The following is a 15,632-nucleotide window of genomic DNA, read 5'->3' as shown; positions in this document are numbered from 1 at the left end:
CGCCGCGTGCTTCATCAATTCAAAGCGCCATTTTTATGATGGCGGGGAAGCATTGCCGGCCCCGGCTGGCGCAGCTTTGACAGCTGACGCCCACTTTGGGGGAGGTGTCCCAGTCCATGCGCTCCCAGCCCAGACGGTAATAGTAATCCGGCACCTTTGCGCTGCCCCAGATTTCTTTAATCCCCATTCGCCGGGCCTCTTCAAACACAACGGCCTGCATGGCCTTTCCAAATCCCTCGTTTCGCCGGTCTTGCCTGACAGCTAAAGTGCCAAGGGTATAGACGTGATCCCTGATCTGCAGTGTGACGGAAGCAATCAGCTCCCCGGTTTTCACGTCATCCATCCGCCACATTTTTATCGTGCCGTCCGGCGGGTTCTCACCGATCTCAATTTCCATCCCGCTTTCATGGCACAGCACGGAAAGCGGATAAAAGTTCTCGGTTTCCCTGATAACGTATGACAGAGCCATGGGAACACATCCTTTTCGTTTTTGATAAAGATTGCCTTTTTGCTTTTGTGCTGGTGATTCATAGCTCCGGCAAATTCGCTGAGTGACTTGCTGCCGGCGAATTGGTATGCTAAAATAAATCAAATCAATTTACAAGCTTGCGGGGATATGGGGTATGAACATAGCAGAACTCGAAACATTTTATGAAACATGTTTACGTCCGGTCTTTGGTGATCAGCTCCATATAGTACATGAGCGAAATGACTTTGTTCACATTATTTTGGATGGTGAAAAAGAGGATTTCTTTTTCACTCTTTATGGAATTGGCCATGTGCGCCTGTATTGGTGCAATGAATGTTTTATATTTGACAATCAGCGAAATGATCTGGTATCTTCCGATACCTTTGGAGAAATTGTATTTGAAGGCGAGGTTGATGTGCAAAAACTTCCGCAGACAATTGTGGATCTGGTTTTTCAATTACAGGACAGCTCTTTTTTGGGTAAAGAAGAGCGGATAAAGGGGAAAATACCGTCAGGATATGACGATATAAAGGAATATGCCATTCAGGCAAAGACATGGAATCCTCAAAAAAGTTCGTATAGATTGGCCAATATTTCGATTGAATATCATTTGTGCAGATGATCTGTTTCTTTGACAGATGTCTGGTGTGCGTAACCGCTATTGGGGGATTCCGATGAAAAGCTGATGAATCAACGTGTATAAACACGAACGGCAGAACTGTTTGAAAAATGGCAAAGCGCCGTTTTGGAGTATTCTTACCGCCAGGACAGCGCTGCGTTGCCTTGAGATCCTCCGTCAGGATTCCTGCGCTAAATCGCGTTGTTCTTACCTGTGTCCTTACCGTGCCCAGCGCCAGTCTGCGCCGCCTGCGCCGATCTCGAAGTGGCATTTGGCAATGCCCAGGTCCACCTTGGTATAGAAGCCGCTCCCCGGCTCCGCAGATACCACGTCATTCTTGAGCAAAAAACGAAATTTTTGCTGATTCATGGCGGTGGGGGCCAGCTGTGCCGCCTCCACGCCCTGCCGGAACCATGGGGGCAGCGGGCCGTCTGCCGTACAGAGCTTTTCGATGGGTTTCACCGGGTGCCCTATGCCCTGGGTTGCACCATAGCCCACGGCAATCACACAGCGCAGTTTTTCGTTCTTCTTTATCTGGAAAGCCCCTTTGACCTTGCTGTAAGTCAGTGCTGCCCAGCAGGTATTCAGCCCCAGCTGCTGGGCCTTCAGTACGACCTTTTCCCCATAGTATCCGCAGGTCTCGTCCAGTTTCGGTCCTTTCTCCCCAACCAGAGCGATGTAATTCACTGCGCCGAAAAACTTTCCATAGTGGGCGAGAAGGCCGCTGAACGCTTTGGGTTCGTTCAAAATAAGCTGCATATTCAGTTCGCTCTCCTGATTGAGCTGAGAAATAAACGCCTGTAATTCATGCCTTGTGTCGCCGGAAATCGCCTGATCCTTGTAGCTTCGCACAGAGTGCCGGCTCTTCATCGCTTCCATCAAATCCATATCCGTACCTCCAAAGGAATGTATTCTTTGTTGAAATCCTTGAACGACTATAGTATAGCACAGAATACGGCGGATGGAGCATTGGTAAAGAAAATCGAGACCATTTTCCGGTATATTCTTTCGTCTCGTTTTTCTTTACCAATGCGCGGCGCCGCTTGAAATCGTGTATCATGGTTTCATCTGGGCCTTGTTTGATAAATGGCAAAATGTGCAGCGGCGAAAAAAGATCCGTCGCTTGGGTGTTTTGACATTTTTCATACAAGGCCTAATAAACGACGAGGTGAGCTATGCCGGGCGAAGTTTGAAAAACAGCTATTTCAGGTTTCCGTTTTACAAAGTATCGCAAACGTCTGCACACCGGAAAAAACCGGTGTGCAAAACATTTCCTGATAAAAGGAGGGCAGGCATATTGGACGGTTAACTGAACCGTTCAATATGCCTGCCCTTCTTTCATTTTACATCTACAATTTTCAAATCGACACCAATGCTGCGGATCGCTTCTGCGTATTCGGCGGAAATTCCGCTGTCTGTAATAACCATATCAACACAGTCGATGGGACCAATAACCGCAAACGCATCACGTCCGAATTTGCTGCTGTCTGTTACCAAAATCGACTGTTTGGCACGCTGGGCGACGGCGGTGTGCAGCTCTGCGCTGTCAGAGCTGTAATCCGTAATGCCGTGGGCAATGGTGCATCCGCCGCAGCCAATAAAAGCCTTGTCCACACAGAACTGGTTCAGGGCATACAGGGCAAGGCTTCCATAGAAAGCCATCTCCCGGTTTCGCATACAGCCGCCCAAAGAGTAGATTGGCAGGTTTGTACTGGACATCTCTGTCAAAACGGGAACAGAGGGCGTCAGTATCGTGATGCTCTGATAGTTCCGAATATTTTTTGCAACCTCTAAAACGGTTTCTCCAATATCCAGAAGGATCGTTTCACCCTCCTGCACCAGAGCGGCGGCCGCGGCACCGATCAATTCTTTTTCCCGGCGGTGTGAGGAAGCGGAGGCGTCCAAAATCTGCAGGCAGCCTGCGCGGTATCGCTGAGGCATTACCGCGCCTCCATAAACTTTTGTAACCAGTCCATCGGCGGCCAATTCATCTAAATCCCGGCGGACTGTGACAATGGAGACATCAAATTGCTTAGCCAGGTCTTTGATTTTGACAGACCCGTTTTCATGCAAAATATTTAAGATACTGGCTTGACGTACTTCCTGCATCATACCGCAACACCTTTTCCGAACAAAATGATAGGGGGTGCGGACACAAACATAAATCAATATGTATTATGCCGTACAGTATGTATAATATTATCATGTCTTTTCAAAATAATCAAACAAAATCTGCAAAAGCCTGAAAAAAGAAATGATATGAGGTGAGCTTTTGAGCGGCTGAGCTTTTGTTGAAAACGATAAAAAAGCAAAGAAGGAATCATACATTATCACAATATTGATAAAATAAATCATAATATTATAATATATGATAACAAGTAAAACAAAATAGAACAAAATAAAACACGTTTTTTACATCGTTCAAGATGTAAAAATAAAATTTACTTTAAGGAGGATTTTCAGAATGAAGAAATTTTTGTCCCTGATTCTTGCCATGCTGATGGTCGCGGGGCTTTCTGCCTGCGGTGAAAAGACAGCAGAGCAGCCGCCGGCAGAGGGGCAGCCCGCACAGGATATTTCTGCAGATCCGGCTTATGCCGAAAAGGTTACCCTGGCAATCGACGTTTTGCCAAGCTCCTATGATCCGGCCAGCAATACCTTCCCCATTATTAACCGGATGGTTTACGATGAGCTGATTAATTACAACAAGGTGACAAAGGAGCTGGAGCCCGCGCTTGCCACCGCCTGGGAATGGGTAGGGGAGAACTGCGACGTTTTGCATCTTGACCTTCGTGAGGGTGTTGTCTTCCAAAACGGAAACCCCTTTACTGCGGAGGATGTCGAGTTCACCCTGGCCCGCAGCGCCAACGCCAATATTGCCGGTTACTACGACCACTGTGAGATCATCAATGACTACTCCCTGGATGTGCATCTCTCTGCGGGCAACTCTGACTTCCCCTACATTTTGACCAATACCCTCTATGCCGGCGTGGTGGACAAGGAGTCCTGCGAGGCGGACCCGGACTATGGCACCGCCATTGGCACCGGCCCGTGGGCATACGATTTGGATAACACAATTGATGGCGATACCTATGTGTTTGTCCGCAACGACAATTACTGGGGAGAAAAGCCCGTTACCAAACAGCTGATTTTACGTTATATCAAGGAGTCCTCCTCGCGTCTGATTGCCCTGCAGAATAAGGAGGTCGCCGCCTTTATGACCGTTGGCGAGACGGATGTCGCCGTTGTTCAGGGAGATTCTAGACTGACCTATTGCAGCGGCGCCGGTATTGGCCCTGCCAAAATGTACTATATCGGCTTCAATATGAAAAACGGCAAGGCTGCCGATAACCTGTATCTGCGCCAGGCCATTGCCTGTGCGATGAACAATGCGGAGATTATCGCTGCCTACGGCGATCCTGGCGCTGTGGAATCTGACGGCGCGTTCTGGGGATATGATACGCCCTTCCGTGCCGGCGCCGGTGATTTTCAGGAGGACTTGACTTTTAACATTGAACATGCCAAGGAACTTCTTGAGAAGGCCAAGGAAGTCTCTGGCGGCGACATCCCCACGCTGAAGCTGCTGTCCAATTACTCCAAGACGGTCAACTCCACCATGTGCCTCGCCGTTCAGGCCCAGTGCAAGGCCATTGGCATTGATATTGAGATCATTGAGAGCGACTCTGCCGGCGTGCTGGCCATGACCAAATATGCCGAGCCGGGCGATTATGATATGATTCAGTACAATGTGCCTCTGGAGAGCTGGCCCTCCGCCGCCGACCGGATGTTTGTGCAGGGGTCGAATAACAACCGTGCCATTCTGGACGACGATTATGTCACGAATCTTCTGATGAAGGCTGCGGCTTCCAGCGACGAGTCCGTTCGCAAAGAGAACTACGTTGCCGTGCAGACCTATATTCATGACCAGGCCGTCTATATTCCCGTCTACTATGGTTCCCGTGACGGCGCCCAGCTCGCCGAGACAGAGGGTATTATCTGGGCCAACGACGGCTATCCGGAGTCCACCTATGTCCGCGTTCCTGCCTGAGTTTTTCAAACAGCGCCCTATTGATAACTGAATACCGGGAGCGTCATTTTCTGTTCAATTGAAAACTGGCGCTCCCGACTCTCTTAGAAGCTGTATTCACAGGCGATGAACGCCGTCCGGGCGGGTGTTATCGCGTCGTACTTCATTAAATTTTTAATGAGTACATCCAGTATTTCTGCGAAAATTTCCCTCGACCGGCGTGGAAATCCCTCGTCCATCCAGCGTTCCTCACCTATGAATACGGCTTCTTGTTTCCGCAGACCGGTGCGGCGTTACCCTATCTGGAAACCATTGGGGGAGATACATCTATGTACAAATATATTTTAAGGCGCGTTGTCATGCTGATCCCGATTGTTCTGGGCGTTTCTTTTATCGTCTATATCATGATGGACAGCGCCCAGGGAAACGCGCTGGATGTGATCGGCATTGACTATTCCGCAGAGAAGCTGGCGGAGCTCTATCACCAGTACGGCTACGACCGCTCCGTATTTTACCGCTATTTTATCTACATGAAGAACTTGTTCCACGGCAGTCTGGGAAGCTCCATGATCTATAAGAAGGATGTCTGGGATCTGTATTTGCAGCGCCTTCCGGCTACGCTCAAACTAGCCAGTGCATCCGTGCTGCTCTCCATCCTCTTTTCCATTCCGCTGGGCATTGTCTCCGCCAAAAACCATGGGGCTCCCTGGTGGACAACGCCTCTATGGTAGGGGAATTGGTGGGACTCTCTATGCCCAATTACTGGCTTGGACTGATGCTGGCGGTGGTGTTTTCTCAAAAGCTGAACCTGCTGCCGTCCGGCGGAAATCTGGAGGGCATCAAGAGCCTGATCCTTCCCGCCATTACGATTGGAACGGGCCTGATGGCCACCATGACCCGTACTACCCGTTCCAGCATGCTGGATGTGATCCGGCAGGATTACCTGCGCACGGCGCGGGCCAAGGGTGTGCCTGAGAAAAAGGTCATAAATGTCCATGCGCTGCGCAACGCTCTGATTCCCATCATTACTGTGGTGGGCACTGAGATGGGGAAGGCCCTGGGGGGCGCCGTTGTGACGGAAAACGTCTTCTCCTGGCCCGGGGTGGGCAGGCTGGTCATTGAGGGCGTCAACCAGCGTGATACCACTCTGGTGACAGGCTGTATCATCCTGACGGCGGTTATGGTCAGCATTGTACAGCTGGTGGTGGACATTCTGTACGCCTTTGCCGACCCGCGTCTGCGGGCGCAATATTCCAGCGGCGGGAAGAGACGCGCAAGAGCTGAGAAGAAGGAGGGGGTTCAGGCATGAAAACCCAATCTGCTTCAAATATTCACCGTGGCCAGAGCAAAACGGGAGAGATTTGGCATCGCTTCAGAAAAAACAAAGGGGCGATCCTCGGCCTGGGAATTCTGGCGGTCCTGGTTCTTGTGGCCCTGACGGTGGACATCTGGCTGCCGGAGGAGAAAATCAACGGCATCAACGTTCTGGAAAAGCTCCAGGCTCCCAGCGCCAAACACCTCTTCGGAACTGATGAGATGGGACGGGATCTCTTTTGGAGAACGGTATACGGCACAAAATACTCTCTGGCCATTGGCTTTGTGGCCGTTATGGTGTCCGCTGTCATCGGCGTACCCCTTGGCGCCGTTGCGGGGTATTACGGAAAAGCCGTTGAGACGATTATTATGCGGATCTCTGATGTTTTTTCCGCAATCCCGTCCATTCTTTTGGCCATCGCCATTGTCTCCGTTCTGGGCCGCACAACGGGGAACCTGATGCTTGCAGTCGGTATTGCGGCGGTGCCGCAGTTCACCCGGATTACCAGGGCCTCTGTGCTTACCGTCAAAAATGAGGAGTATGTGGAGGCCGCCAGAGCGCTTGGCAAGACGGATCTGTACATTATTTTTAAGCATATCCTGCCGAATTGCCTCTCTCCGATCATTGTACAGACCACTTTGCGGGTGGCCAGCGCCATTATCTCCGCATCCAGCTTAAGTTTTTTGGGCATTGGCATCAAGCCGCCTATGCCGGAGTGGGGGGCGCTGCTGACCGCCGGAAAGACTTATATCGTGGGATACAGCTATCTCTGTCTGTTTCCCGGCCTTGCGATTATGATTACGGTATTGGCCTTCAACCTGGTGGGAGACGCCCTGCGGGATGCCATGGACCCGAAACTGAAGAACTAGGAGGGTGCCGGTATGATAGAAGTGAAAAGAGAGTCCCCGGCCGCAGAGGATGAGGTCTTGGACATTCGGGACCTGACGGTTCAATTTGTGACAGAGGATGAAATCGTAGAGGCGGTCAACTGTATTTCCATCCATTTGAAAAAAGGTGAAATTCTGGGCCTCGTCGGTGAGACCGGCGCCGGAAAGACCACCACAGCGCTGGCCGTTTTGAATTTAGTGCCGGACCCGCCGGGTGTTATCAAAAGCGGCAGTATCCGGGTATGCGGAAAGAATATGCTGAGCGCCGCTCCGAAGGAGCTGGAGCAGATCCGCGGCGGCGATGTATCCATGATCTTTCAGGACCCCATGACCAGTCTGAACCCCGTATTCACCGTGGGCGACCAGATCGCGGAGAGTATTCTGCTGCATGAGAAGTGTTCCAGGAAAGAGGCCGGCGCCAAGGCGGAGGAGATGCTGGAGCTGGTAGGAATTCCAAGAGAGCGTGCCGGCGAGTATCCCCACCAGTTTTCCGGCGGGATGAAGCAGCGGGTGGTTATCGCCATTGCCCTTGCGTGTAATCCCAAGCTTTTGCTGGCCGATGAACCCACTACGGCGCTGGATGTAACCATCCAGGCCCAGGTGCTGGATCTGATGTGCGGCCTGAAAGAAAAGCTTGATACCTCCATGATCTTTATTACTCACGATCTCGGGATTATTGCCGAGATCTGTGACCGGGTGGCGGTGATGTATGCCGGCCGCATCATTGAGGAGGGGACGCTGGAAGAGGTGTTCAACCACACGAAGCATCCCTACACGGAGGGGCTGTTTAACTCCCTGCCCAACATTGCGGACCGGACGGCGAAGCTGCGCCCGATTCCGGGGCTGATGCCTGATCCCACCAGACTGCCCGCGGGCTGCGCCTTCGCGCCGCGCTGTCCCTATGCGAAGCCATCGTGCATCGACAAGCCGCAGAGCAGCCGCAGCTTCAGCGCTACCCACAAGGTCCTGTGCTCGGCTTATGACGATCCGTCTTTCCGGATTCACAGAGAGGAGGCGTGACGATGGGGAACATCTTGGAAGTCAACCACCTGAAGAAGTATTTCAAAACCAACCGGGGAGTCCTCCATGCTGTGGACGACATCACCTTTACCATTGAAAGGGGTAAGACCCTGGGCATTGTCGGCGAATCCGGGTGTGGAAAGTCCACAACCGGCCGCTGCGTGATGCGGCTGATCGAACCCACCGGCGGTGAGATCCTCTTTGAGGGCAGGGATCTGATGAAACTGAGCAAACGGGAGATGCGCGCGAAGCGCAACGACATCCAGATCATTTTTCAGGACCCCTTTTCCTCCCTGGACCCCCGCTGCACCGTCATGCAGACAATTGCGGAGGGCGTGAAAGTTACCGGAAAGTACCGGACCAAGAAAGAGGTGGAGATGCGTGTCATAGAGCTGATGCGCATCGCGGGGCTGGCGGAACGGCTGATTAACGCCTATCCCCATGAGCTGGACGGCGGACGCCGCCAGCGCATCGGTATCGCCCGGGCCCTTGCCGTGGAGCCAAAGCTCATTATCTGCGACGAACCGGTCTCCGCGCTGGACGTCTCCATTCAGGCCCAGATTCTGAATTTGCTCAGGGAACTGCAGGAAGAGCTGGGATTGACGTACGTCTTTATCACCCACGATCTGGCGGTTGTGAACCATATCTCTGACGAAATCATGGTAATGTATCTGGGGCAGACGGTGGAAAAGGCCCCCGCTGAGGAGCTGTTCACCAATCCGATACATCCGTATACCAAGGCGCTGCTCTCCGCCATTCCCATTCCGAAGGTGGGGGCGAAAAAAGAGCGGGTCCTGCTGAGAGGGGAAGTCAGTTCCCCGATTAATCCTGGAGACGAATGCCGCTTTGCGAAGCGGTGTCCCCATGCCCGCGCGGAGTGCCGGACGAGCTGTCCGCAGCTGCAGGAGAAATCACCGGGCCATTTTGCGGCCTGTCACCTGTTTGGATCTGAGAACAAAACAACATCATTGTGAGGCGAGAAAATGTCGCAAGCAGTATTTGATCGAATTATAGAGGATAAGCTCATCGCCATTGTCCGGGGAATTTCCGGCGCGGAAATCGCGGGTCTTGCGCTGGCCCTGCAGAAAGGCGGCGTCCGCTGCATTGAGGTGACCTTTGATCCGTCCGGTTCAGAGAGGACCGCCGATACGCCGGCCGCTATCCGTGTCATTCGGGAGACGCTTGGAGAAAATGTCTGTGTGGGCGCCGGCACTGTTATGACGGCGGAGCAGGTCTGTCTGGCAGCGGAAGCCGGCGCGGAATATATAATCTCTCCCAATGTCAATGAGGAGGTCATTCGGGAGACGAAACGCCTTGGCAGGGTGTCGATTCCCGGGGCAATGACGCCCACAGAGGTAGAGCGCGCCTATTTTCTGGGGGCGGATCTTGTGAAAATATTTCCTGCGGGCGTTCTGGGGGCGGCCTATATGAAGGCTGTCAAAGCGCCTCTCAGGCATATCCCCATTATCGCTGTGGGGGGTGTGACAGTGGAAAACTGCACGGAGTTTATTGCGGCGGGCGCCGCCGGTGTGGGGGTTGGAGGAAACCTGGTCAGCTCCAAGCTGGTGAAAGAGGGCAGGTTTCAGGAGATTACCGCCATTGCAAGCGCCTACGCCGCAGCGTTGAGCCGATAAGGACGTCCAAGAAGGGAAGAGCCATGAATAAAAAAGTTTTGATTACATCGCGGTCCTTTGGAAAAATCGACCATACCCCATATGACATTTTGGCGGAGGCGGGTTATGAGGTCACCAATATCGGCGCGTCTTTTGACCAGGCCGCCTTTGAGGCGATAATTCCGGACTATGACGCGCTGATTATTGGCGCTCATGAGTTTCCCCAGGAGACAATGGAACGGTGCAAAAGGCTGAGGATCATCTGCAAACACGGTGTCGGCCTTGACAATATCCATCTGGAGAAGGCGAGGGAGCTGGGCATTGCCGTGTGCAACACGCCGGGAACCAATTCCAACGCAGTGGCCGATCTCACCTTTGGGCTGATGCTGTCGGCGGCCCGCAATATCCAGCGTTCCAGTCTCAACGTGCTGAAAAATGTGGCGCAGTCGGTGATTGGTGTGGATGTCTGCTATAAGACCTTGGGACTTCTGGGCTTCGGAGCGGTGGCAAAATGCGTAGCACGCCGGGCGAAGGGCTTTGGCATGAGCGTCCTCACCTATGACCCCTATGTCACAGAGATTCCTGCAGAGTTCGCGGGCTATGTGACGCTGTGCACCTTTGCTGAGGTATTGAGCGGCTGTGACTATCTCTCAGTCCACATGCCGCTGACAGAGGAAACCCATAATATGATTGGAAAAAGTGAGCTTGCATCTATGAAAGAGGGCTCTATTCTGGTGAATACGGCCCGGGGCGGCATTGTTGATGAAAAAGCGTTGTATGATGCGCTGGTCAGCGGCCACATTGCCGCCGCGGCCATGGATGTTGTGGAGCATGAGCCGGTTACGGCGGATCATCCGCTGCTGACGCTGGACAACGTGATCATCACGCCCCATGTGGGGATGTATTCCAGGGAGGCGATTAACGCGGTGGGAGTGATCTGCGCGCAAAACGCGGCGGCATTTGCCCTTGGGAAACCGCTCCAGCATCGGGTTGTTTAAGCGTCGGCGCGCTGAAACGGCGTTCGCCTGTCAATTGCCCTTGTCACAGTCATCATCGCTGCCTCCTTGTCAATCTTCTTTTGGGATTGTTCCCTTTGTAAAATCATAGCGGATATTTATTCGGAATAATAGACCTTTTGTGGCCATATTATATATATTTTGAAAACTTTGGCTTATATATCTTGGAAAAAGAGACAATATCATCACAAGAATGGAGGAGTGCCGCATATGGAAAAAGCTGATATCGGTTTGATTGGATTGGCTGTGATGGGGGAAAACCTGGTCATGAACATGGAATCCCATGGTTTTACCGTGGCGGTCTGCAACCGAACCTCGGAAAAGGTTGATGCTTTCATACAGGGGCGCGGGAGTGGAAAGAGGATCATTGGCTGTCACTCGTTGGAGGAGCTGACCGCCTGTCTTTCGTATCCCCGGAAAATTTTTTTGATGATTAAGGCCGGACAGGCTGTTGACGATATGATTGACCGGCTGCTGCCCCTGCTGGAGGACGGCGACATCATTATTGACGGAGGCAATTCCCATTTTCAGGATACGATTCGCAGAACTGCCTATGTGGAATCTAAGGGAAAGCTCTACATTGGCACCGGAGTTTCCGGCGGCGAGGAGGGCGCGCTGAAGGGTCCCAGCCTGATGCCCGGAGGCTCCCCGGAAGCCTGGGAATCTGTGAAGCCTGTTTTTCAGCGTATCTGCGCCAAGGTGGAGGATGGAACTCCCTGTTGTGATTGGGTGGGAGAGAACGGCGCCGGCCATTTTGTGAAGATGGTACATAACGGTATTGAGTACGGCGATATGCAGCTGATCTGCGAGGCCTACCATCTGATGCAGGCGCTGTTGGGACTTACCAATGACCAGCTCTATCAGATATTTCGGCATTGGAATGAGACGGAGCTCAACTCCTACCTGATTGAGATCACGCGTGATATTTTCGCCTGCCGGGATGACACCGGCGGCTATGTTATCGACAAGATCTTGGATGTAGCCGGGCAAAAGGGAACTGGCAAATGGACCGGCATCGCCGCGCTGGATGAGGGAACGCCTCTCACGCTGATCGGCGAGGCAGTATTTGCCCGCTGCCTCTCTTTTATGAAGGAGGAGCGGGTTCAGGCCGCCGCCGCTTTTCCCCATCAGCCTCCAGCCTGGACAGGCGACCGTGAGGCTTTTGTGGAGGCGATCCGCCAGACGCTCTACGCGTCCAAAATTATCTCTTATGCCCAGGGATACAGCCTTATGCGTGCAGCGGCGCGGTATTATAGCTGGAACCTGAATTACGGCGGCGTCGCCCTGATGTGGCGCGGGGGCTGTATTATCCGCTCGATATTTTTGGACAAGATCAAAGAGGCCTACGATAGAAATCCCTCGTTGAACAATCTTCTTCTGGACCCCTATTTTCAAAAGACAATTACAGACCTGGTGCCGTCCTGGCGTCAGGTAGTAGCTACTGCTGTGCAGAACGGGATTCCCGTCCCAGCCATATCCTCGGCATTGAGTTATTTTGACGGCTATACCACCTCGCGGCTGCCGGCCAATCTGCTGCAGGCGCAAAGAGACTACTTCGGCGCCCATACTTACGAGCGGGTAGACCGGCCCCGGGGAGAATTTTTCCACACCAACTGGACCGGTCATGGAGGAAGTACCGCTGCTACGACCTACAATGTTTAGGCCTTGTTTGAAAAATGGCGGAAAGCCCAACGGCGAGAGATATTTTCGCCAATCAAGGCAAATTTTTGCAGGCGGACTGACGCCCGGCAAGAAAATTTAACGCAGAGCGGCGGATAAAGATCCACCGTTTGGGCGTTTTGACTTTTTTCAAACAGGGCCTAGGCCTTGCTTGAAATTATCCAAAAAACAAAACGGCGGATTTTCCGTTGTGCGATGCAATCCATTTTAGCAGCCTGCCGGGCTTTCTGCGGATGATTGCACGGCCCCCAATTTTTTCTTCTCCAATTTCGGACAAAATCTAGATGAACAGAGGACGTAAATCGCATGAACATTATGGAACGTTTACACCGTGCCGGGGTAATCCCCGTGGTCGTTTTGGAAAATGCAAAAGACGCCGTTCCCGCTGCCAAGGCCCTTCTGGACGGCGGCGTGGATGTGATGGAGATTACGTTTCGGACCGCTGCAGCTCCGGACGCAATTCGCGCCGTGGCAGAGAGCTGCCCCGTTATGCTGGTGGGAGCAGGTACTGTTTTGAATCTGGACCAGTGCCGGCAGGCAGCGGAGCAAGGGGCAAAATTCATTGTCTCTCCCGGTTTTGATGATGAGATGGCAGCCTGGTGCAGGGAGAGAGGGATGGCTGTGATTCCCGGCTGTGTCTCTCCCTCTGAAATTATGGCTGCCAAAAAACTGGGGCTGAATGTAGTTAAATTCTTTCCTGCCGATGTGTACGGCGGATTAAAGGCGATGAAGGCGCTGTCCGGGCCGTTTGGCGATGTCAGGTTTATTCCCACCGGAGGGGTGAATGGGGAAAACGTGGCTGAATACCTGTCCGTTCCGTTTATCCATGCGGTGGGCGGCAGCTGGCTTTGCAGTAAAGACGACATTGCTGCGGGTAATTTTAATAGAATTACTGCATTATGCCGGGAAGTACGCAGTTTGATTTCCGACCGCTGATATAATTGAATGAGGGCAGGAGTATTGCGCGGTTGATGGGACTGTTCACAGTTCTGCCCTCGCTTTATTGTAAGAAAGCTTTCAGACTGAAATGTATAAAGAGGAAAATGGACTGACACAAGAGAGATTTTTATTGCTTGCGGCCTATATGGAATTGAGCAAGCGGTAAAAACACTACATTTACTTTACGGTCCAGGGCTCCAATAATAACCGCAAAGACAGCGCCCTTCAGGGCGCTGTCTTTGTCTGATGATGGTTGTCCTGCGCCTTTTGCGCCGGGCAGTCACCTTGCGTTGTGGAATTATTTTTCCTCGTTGGGATAGGGCTCCAGGAACGCGTGGAAGTGGCGCATGGGCAGCTTGTGGCCCCAGGTGATGCGCATGTTGGGGATGCTCTCACGGTCCTTGTACAGCTGGGCAACCGCGGCGATGACGTAGTCCAGGTGCTCCTGGGTCAGCTGGCTGCGGTTGATGGCGAACCGGACCACATTGGCTAGCTCCGCCTGCTGCTCGGGGGTTTTTAGGTCATACTCCATGGAGAAATCGCCCAGCTCGGAGACGCGGATGCCGTACCGGCGGATCAGCTCCAGGGAGAGGCCGGTGCCGCAGAAGGTCTCATGGCCGCGCTTGTTGTCAAAGAAACGGTCCACATCGATGTATACGCCGTGGCCGCCGGCGGGCAGAACCACAGGCACGCCGGCCTTGTAGAAGCCCTGGGCCAGGTATTCGCACTGCTTCACGCGCTCATCCATGTAGTTGAAGTCGCAGCTTTCGTAGAGACCCACGGCCAGTGCCATGATGTCGCGGCCGCTCATGCCGCCGTAGGAGTCGTTGCCGTAGCAGGAGATCTGCTTGACTTTCAGCAGCACGCCCACATCGGTCTTGACGGTGCCGTCCTCGTTGAAGTCGGAGAACTTCTTCCAGAACAGGCCGCGGTCACGGAAGGCCAGCATACCGCCCATGTTGGCGTGGCCGTCCTTTTTGGCGGACATGGTGAAGGCGTCGCAGTAGGAGAACATCTCGGTGGTGATCTCAGCGATGGACTTATCCTCATAGCCGGACTCGTTCCTCTTGATGAAGTAGGCGTTCTCGGCCCAGCGGGCAGTGTCGAACACCAGAGGAATGTCGTACTTATGGGCCACGCGGTTGATCTCTTTCAGGTTCGCCATGGAGACAGGCTGGCCGCAGATGGGGTTGTTGGTGATGCAGGTGAAGATCAGGGGAACATTCTCAGGCCCCACGCCCTGGATCAGCTGCTCCAGCTTCTCGATGTCCATGTTGCCCTTGAAGGGATTCTTCTCGTACTTGCCGCCCTCGGGAACCTCCCAGAGGAGCTCCTTGTTGTACAGATTGCGGGGGATGGAGCCCATCTGCTTGATGTTGCCCTCGGTGGTGTCGAAGTGGCCGTTGGAGGGGATGGTGAAAACCTTGCCGGGATGACGCTGGGCCAGGATCTTCTTCACGATCTCCATCAGCACAGACTCGGCGGCCCGGCCCTGCTGGATGATGAAGGTGTTGGGGCGCTCCATCTGGGCGGCGCCGCCGTTAAAAAGACCGCCCTCATACTCGCACAGATACAGCTCATCCATCATCTTGTCCACGTCGCGGCAGTCGGTGCGCACCAGATCGATGGCCTTTTTCCAGTTCTTTTCTCCGCCGCGCTCGAAGATGTCGCGGAAGGCGTCGAGAAGGACATAGTAGCCGGTGTTGCGGCCGTAGGCCTCGTCGCCCAGGAACATGGACGCCCACTGCTGATTGGTCATGGCAGTGGTGCCGGAGTCGGACAGCATGTCGACAGTCAGCATCCCGGCAGGGAAGGCGAACTCATTCCAGTGGGTGGCGTTCAGGGCGCGCTCGCGCTGCTCGATGGTGACATGGGGCACGTCCCGGACCGCAAAGGTGAAGTGGTGAGGGGCGGGAACGTTCAGGGGATAGTTTTCCAGTTTCTTGTTGTCCATGTTGCTTGCCTCCATAAATATGGCTTTCGCCGTTTTTATAGGATACTCCGGTCGCCGCCGCCGGAACGCCGGCTGTGACGGCTGGCGGACAGC

Annotated in this window: 15 protein-coding genes; 11 read left to right on the top strand and 4 right to left on the bottom strand. The window is 53.3% G+C overall.

Annotation, left to right across the window (positions count from 1 at the left end; genetic code table 11):
- Positions 1–19: 19 nt before the first annotated feature.
- The gene (locus C816_RS20745; RefSeq protein ID WP_016324380.1) at positions 20–469 is read right to left on the bottom strand and encodes a GNAT family N-acetyltransferase; all 450 of its coding nucleotides are present in this window, start codon (positions 467–469) and stop codon (positions 20–22) included.
- Between the two features lie 154 nt (positions 470–623).
- Here C816_RS20745 and C816_RS24060 point away from each other — a divergent pair, with 154 nt between their 5' ends.
- On the top strand, positions 624–1,091 hold the full coding sequence (locus tag C816_RS24060; RefSeq protein WP_155979128.1) for a hypothetical protein: 468 nt from the start codon (positions 624–626) through the stop codon (positions 1,089–1,091).
- A gap of 216 nt (positions 1,092–1,307) precedes the next feature.
- Here C816_RS24060 and C816_RS20735 read toward each other — a convergent pair whose 3' ends face one another.
- Positions 1,308–1,976, bottom strand: a complete 669-nt coding sequence (locus C816_RS20735; RefSeq protein ID WP_016324378.1) for a nitroreductase family protein — start codon at positions 1,974–1,976, stop codon at positions 1,308–1,310.
- Positions 1,977–2,426: 450 nt separating this feature from the next.
- Positions 2,427–3,200 (bottom strand): DeoR/GlpR family DNA-binding transcription regulator, encoded by a 774-nt coding sequence (locus tag C816_RS20730; protein WP_016324377.1) that lies wholly within the window; start codon positions 3,198–3,200, stop codon positions 2,427–2,429.
- Positions 3,201–3,552: 352 nt separating this feature from the next.
- On the opposite strand from C816_RS20730, the gene C816_RS20725 reads away from it, so the two are divergent.
- The 10 genes from C816_RS20725 (at position 3,553) to C816_RS20685 (ending at position 13,582) form a co-directional block, all read left to right on the top strand.
- Positions 3,553–5,136, top strand: a complete 1,584-nt coding sequence (locus tag C816_RS20725) for an ABC transporter substrate-binding protein (protein WP_016324376.1) — start codon at positions 3,553–3,555, stop codon at positions 5,134–5,136.
- A gap of 308 nt (positions 5,137–5,444) precedes the next feature.
- Positions 5,445–5,846 (top strand): ABC transporter permease family protein, encoded by a 402-nt coding sequence (locus C816_RS25410; RefSeq protein WP_016324374.1) that lies wholly within the window; start codon positions 5,445–5,447, stop codon positions 5,844–5,846.
- Positions 5,847–5,866: 20 nt separating this feature from the next.
- Positions 5,867–6,424: an ABC transporter permease gene (locus tag C816_RS25405; RefSeq protein ID WP_016324373.1), complete on the top strand. Its 558-nt coding sequence runs from the start codon at positions 5,867–5,869 to the stop codon at positions 6,422–6,424.
- Positions 6,421–7,299 carry an ABC transporter permease gene (locus C816_RS20715; RefSeq protein ID WP_016324372.1) on the top strand — a complete coding sequence of 293 codons (879 nt, stop codon included), beginning with the start codon at positions 6,421–6,423 and terminating at the stop codon, positions 7,297–7,299. The genes C816_RS25405 and C816_RS20715 overlap by 4 nt, the downstream gene beginning before the upstream one ends.
- Before the next feature lie 12 nt (positions 7,300–7,311).
- Entirely contained in the window at positions 7,312–8,337 is a 1,026-nt protein-coding gene (locus C816_RS20710) for an ABC transporter ATP-binding protein (RefSeq protein WP_016324371.1), read from the top strand.
- Positions 8,338–8,339: 2 nt separating this feature from the next.
- On the top strand, positions 8,340–9,311 hold the full coding sequence (locus C816_RS20705; RefSeq protein ID WP_016324370.1) for an ABC transporter ATP-binding protein: 972 nt from the start codon (positions 8,340–8,342) through the stop codon (positions 9,309–9,311).
- Positions 9,312–9,320: 9 nt separating this feature from the next.
- Positions 9,321–9,971 carry a bifunctional 4-hydroxy-2-oxoglutarate aldolase/2-dehydro-3-deoxy-phosphogluconate aldolase gene (locus C816_RS20700; RefSeq protein WP_016324369.1) on the top strand — a complete coding sequence of 217 codons (651 nt, stop codon included), beginning with the start codon at positions 9,321–9,323 and terminating at the stop codon, positions 9,969–9,971.
- 23 nt (positions 9,972–9,994) lie between these two features.
- Positions 9,995–10,948 carry a phosphoglycerate dehydrogenase gene (locus C816_RS20695; RefSeq protein ID WP_016324368.1) on the top strand — a complete coding sequence of 318 codons (954 nt, stop codon included), beginning with the start codon at positions 9,995–9,997 and terminating at the stop codon, positions 10,946–10,948.
- A gap of 228 nt (positions 10,949–11,176) precedes the next feature.
- Positions 11,177–12,628, top strand: coding sequence for a decarboxylating NADP(+)-dependent phosphogluconate dehydrogenase (gene gnd, locus C816_RS20690; RefSeq protein ID WP_016324367.1), 1,452 nt, complete (start codon positions 11,177–11,179; stop codon positions 12,626–12,628).
- Between the two features lie 324 nt (positions 12,629–12,952).
- Positions 12,953–13,582: a bifunctional 4-hydroxy-2-oxoglutarate aldolase/2-dehydro-3-deoxy-phosphogluconate aldolase gene (locus tag C816_RS20685; protein ID WP_016324366.1), complete on the top strand. Its 630-nt coding sequence runs from the start codon at positions 12,953–12,955 to the stop codon at positions 13,580–13,582.
- Positions 13,583–13,883: 301 nt separating this feature from the next.
- Here the strand turns inward: C816_RS20685 and C816_RS20680 are convergent, their stop codons facing one another.
- Complete coding sequence (locus tag C816_RS20680) at positions 13,884–15,539, bottom strand: tryptophanase (RefSeq protein ID WP_016324365.1); 1,656 nt, start codon at positions 15,537–15,539, stop codon at positions 13,884–13,886.
- Positions 15,540–15,632: the final 93 nt, after the last annotated feature.

This window comes from Oscillibacter sp. 1-3, from assembly GCF_000403435.2.
Classification (GTDB): domain Bacteria; phylum Bacillota; class Clostridia; order Oscillospirales; family Oscillospiraceae; genus Oscillibacter.
Note: the sequence above shows the minus strand (reverse complement) of the source record. Positions and strands in the feature narration are given on the sequence as shown.

Coding starts and splice junctions, on each gene's coding strand:
- C816_RS20745 (WP_016324380.1), bottom strand. CDS start 469: ATGGCTCTGTCATACGTTATCAGGGAAACCGAGAACTTTTATCCGCTT.
- C816_RS24060 (WP_155979128.1), top strand. CDS start 624: ATGAACATAGCAGAACTCGAAACATTTTATGAAACATGTTTACGTCCG.
- C816_RS20735 (WP_016324378.1), bottom strand. CDS start 1,976: ATGGATTTGATGGAAGCGATGAAGAGCCGGCACTCTGTGCGAAGCTAC.
- C816_RS20730 (WP_016324377.1), bottom strand. CDS start 3,200: ATGATGCAGGAAGTACGTCAAGCCAGTATCTTAAATATTTTGCATGAA.
- C816_RS20725 (WP_016324376.1), top strand. CDS start 3,553: ATGAAGAAATTTTTGTCCCTGATTCTTGCCATGCTGATGGTCGCGGGG.
- C816_RS25410 (WP_016324374.1), top strand. CDS start 5,445: ATGTACAAATATATTTTAAGGCGCGTTGTCATGCTGATCCCGATTGTT.
- C816_RS25405 (WP_016324373.1), top strand. CDS start 5,867: ATGCCCAATTACTGGCTTGGACTGATGCTGGCGGTGGTGTTTTCTCAA.
- C816_RS20715 (WP_016324372.1), top strand. CDS start 6,421: ATGAAAACCCAATCTGCTTCAAATATTCACCGTGGCCAGAGCAAAACG.
- C816_RS20710 (WP_016324371.1), top strand. CDS start 7,312: ATGATAGAAGTGAAAAGAGAGTCCCCGGCCGCAGAGGATGAGGTCTTG.
- C816_RS20705 (WP_016324370.1), top strand. CDS start 8,340: ATGGGGAACATCTTGGAAGTCAACCACCTGAAGAAGTATTTCAAAACC.
- C816_RS20700 (WP_016324369.1), top strand. CDS start 9,321: ATGTCGCAAGCAGTATTTGATCGAATTATAGAGGATAAGCTCATCGCC.
- C816_RS20695 (WP_016324368.1), top strand. CDS start 9,995: ATGAATAAAAAAGTTTTGATTACATCGCGGTCCTTTGGAAAAATCGAC.
- gnd (WP_016324367.1), top strand. CDS start 11,177: ATGGAAAAAGCTGATATCGGTTTGATTGGATTGGCTGTGATGGGGGAA.
- C816_RS20685 (WP_016324366.1), top strand. CDS start 12,953: ATGAACATTATGGAACGTTTACACCGTGCCGGGGTAATCCCCGTGGTC.
- C816_RS20680 (WP_016324365.1), bottom strand. CDS start 15,539: ATGGACAACAAGAAACTGGAAAACTATCCCCTGAACGTTCCCGCCCCT.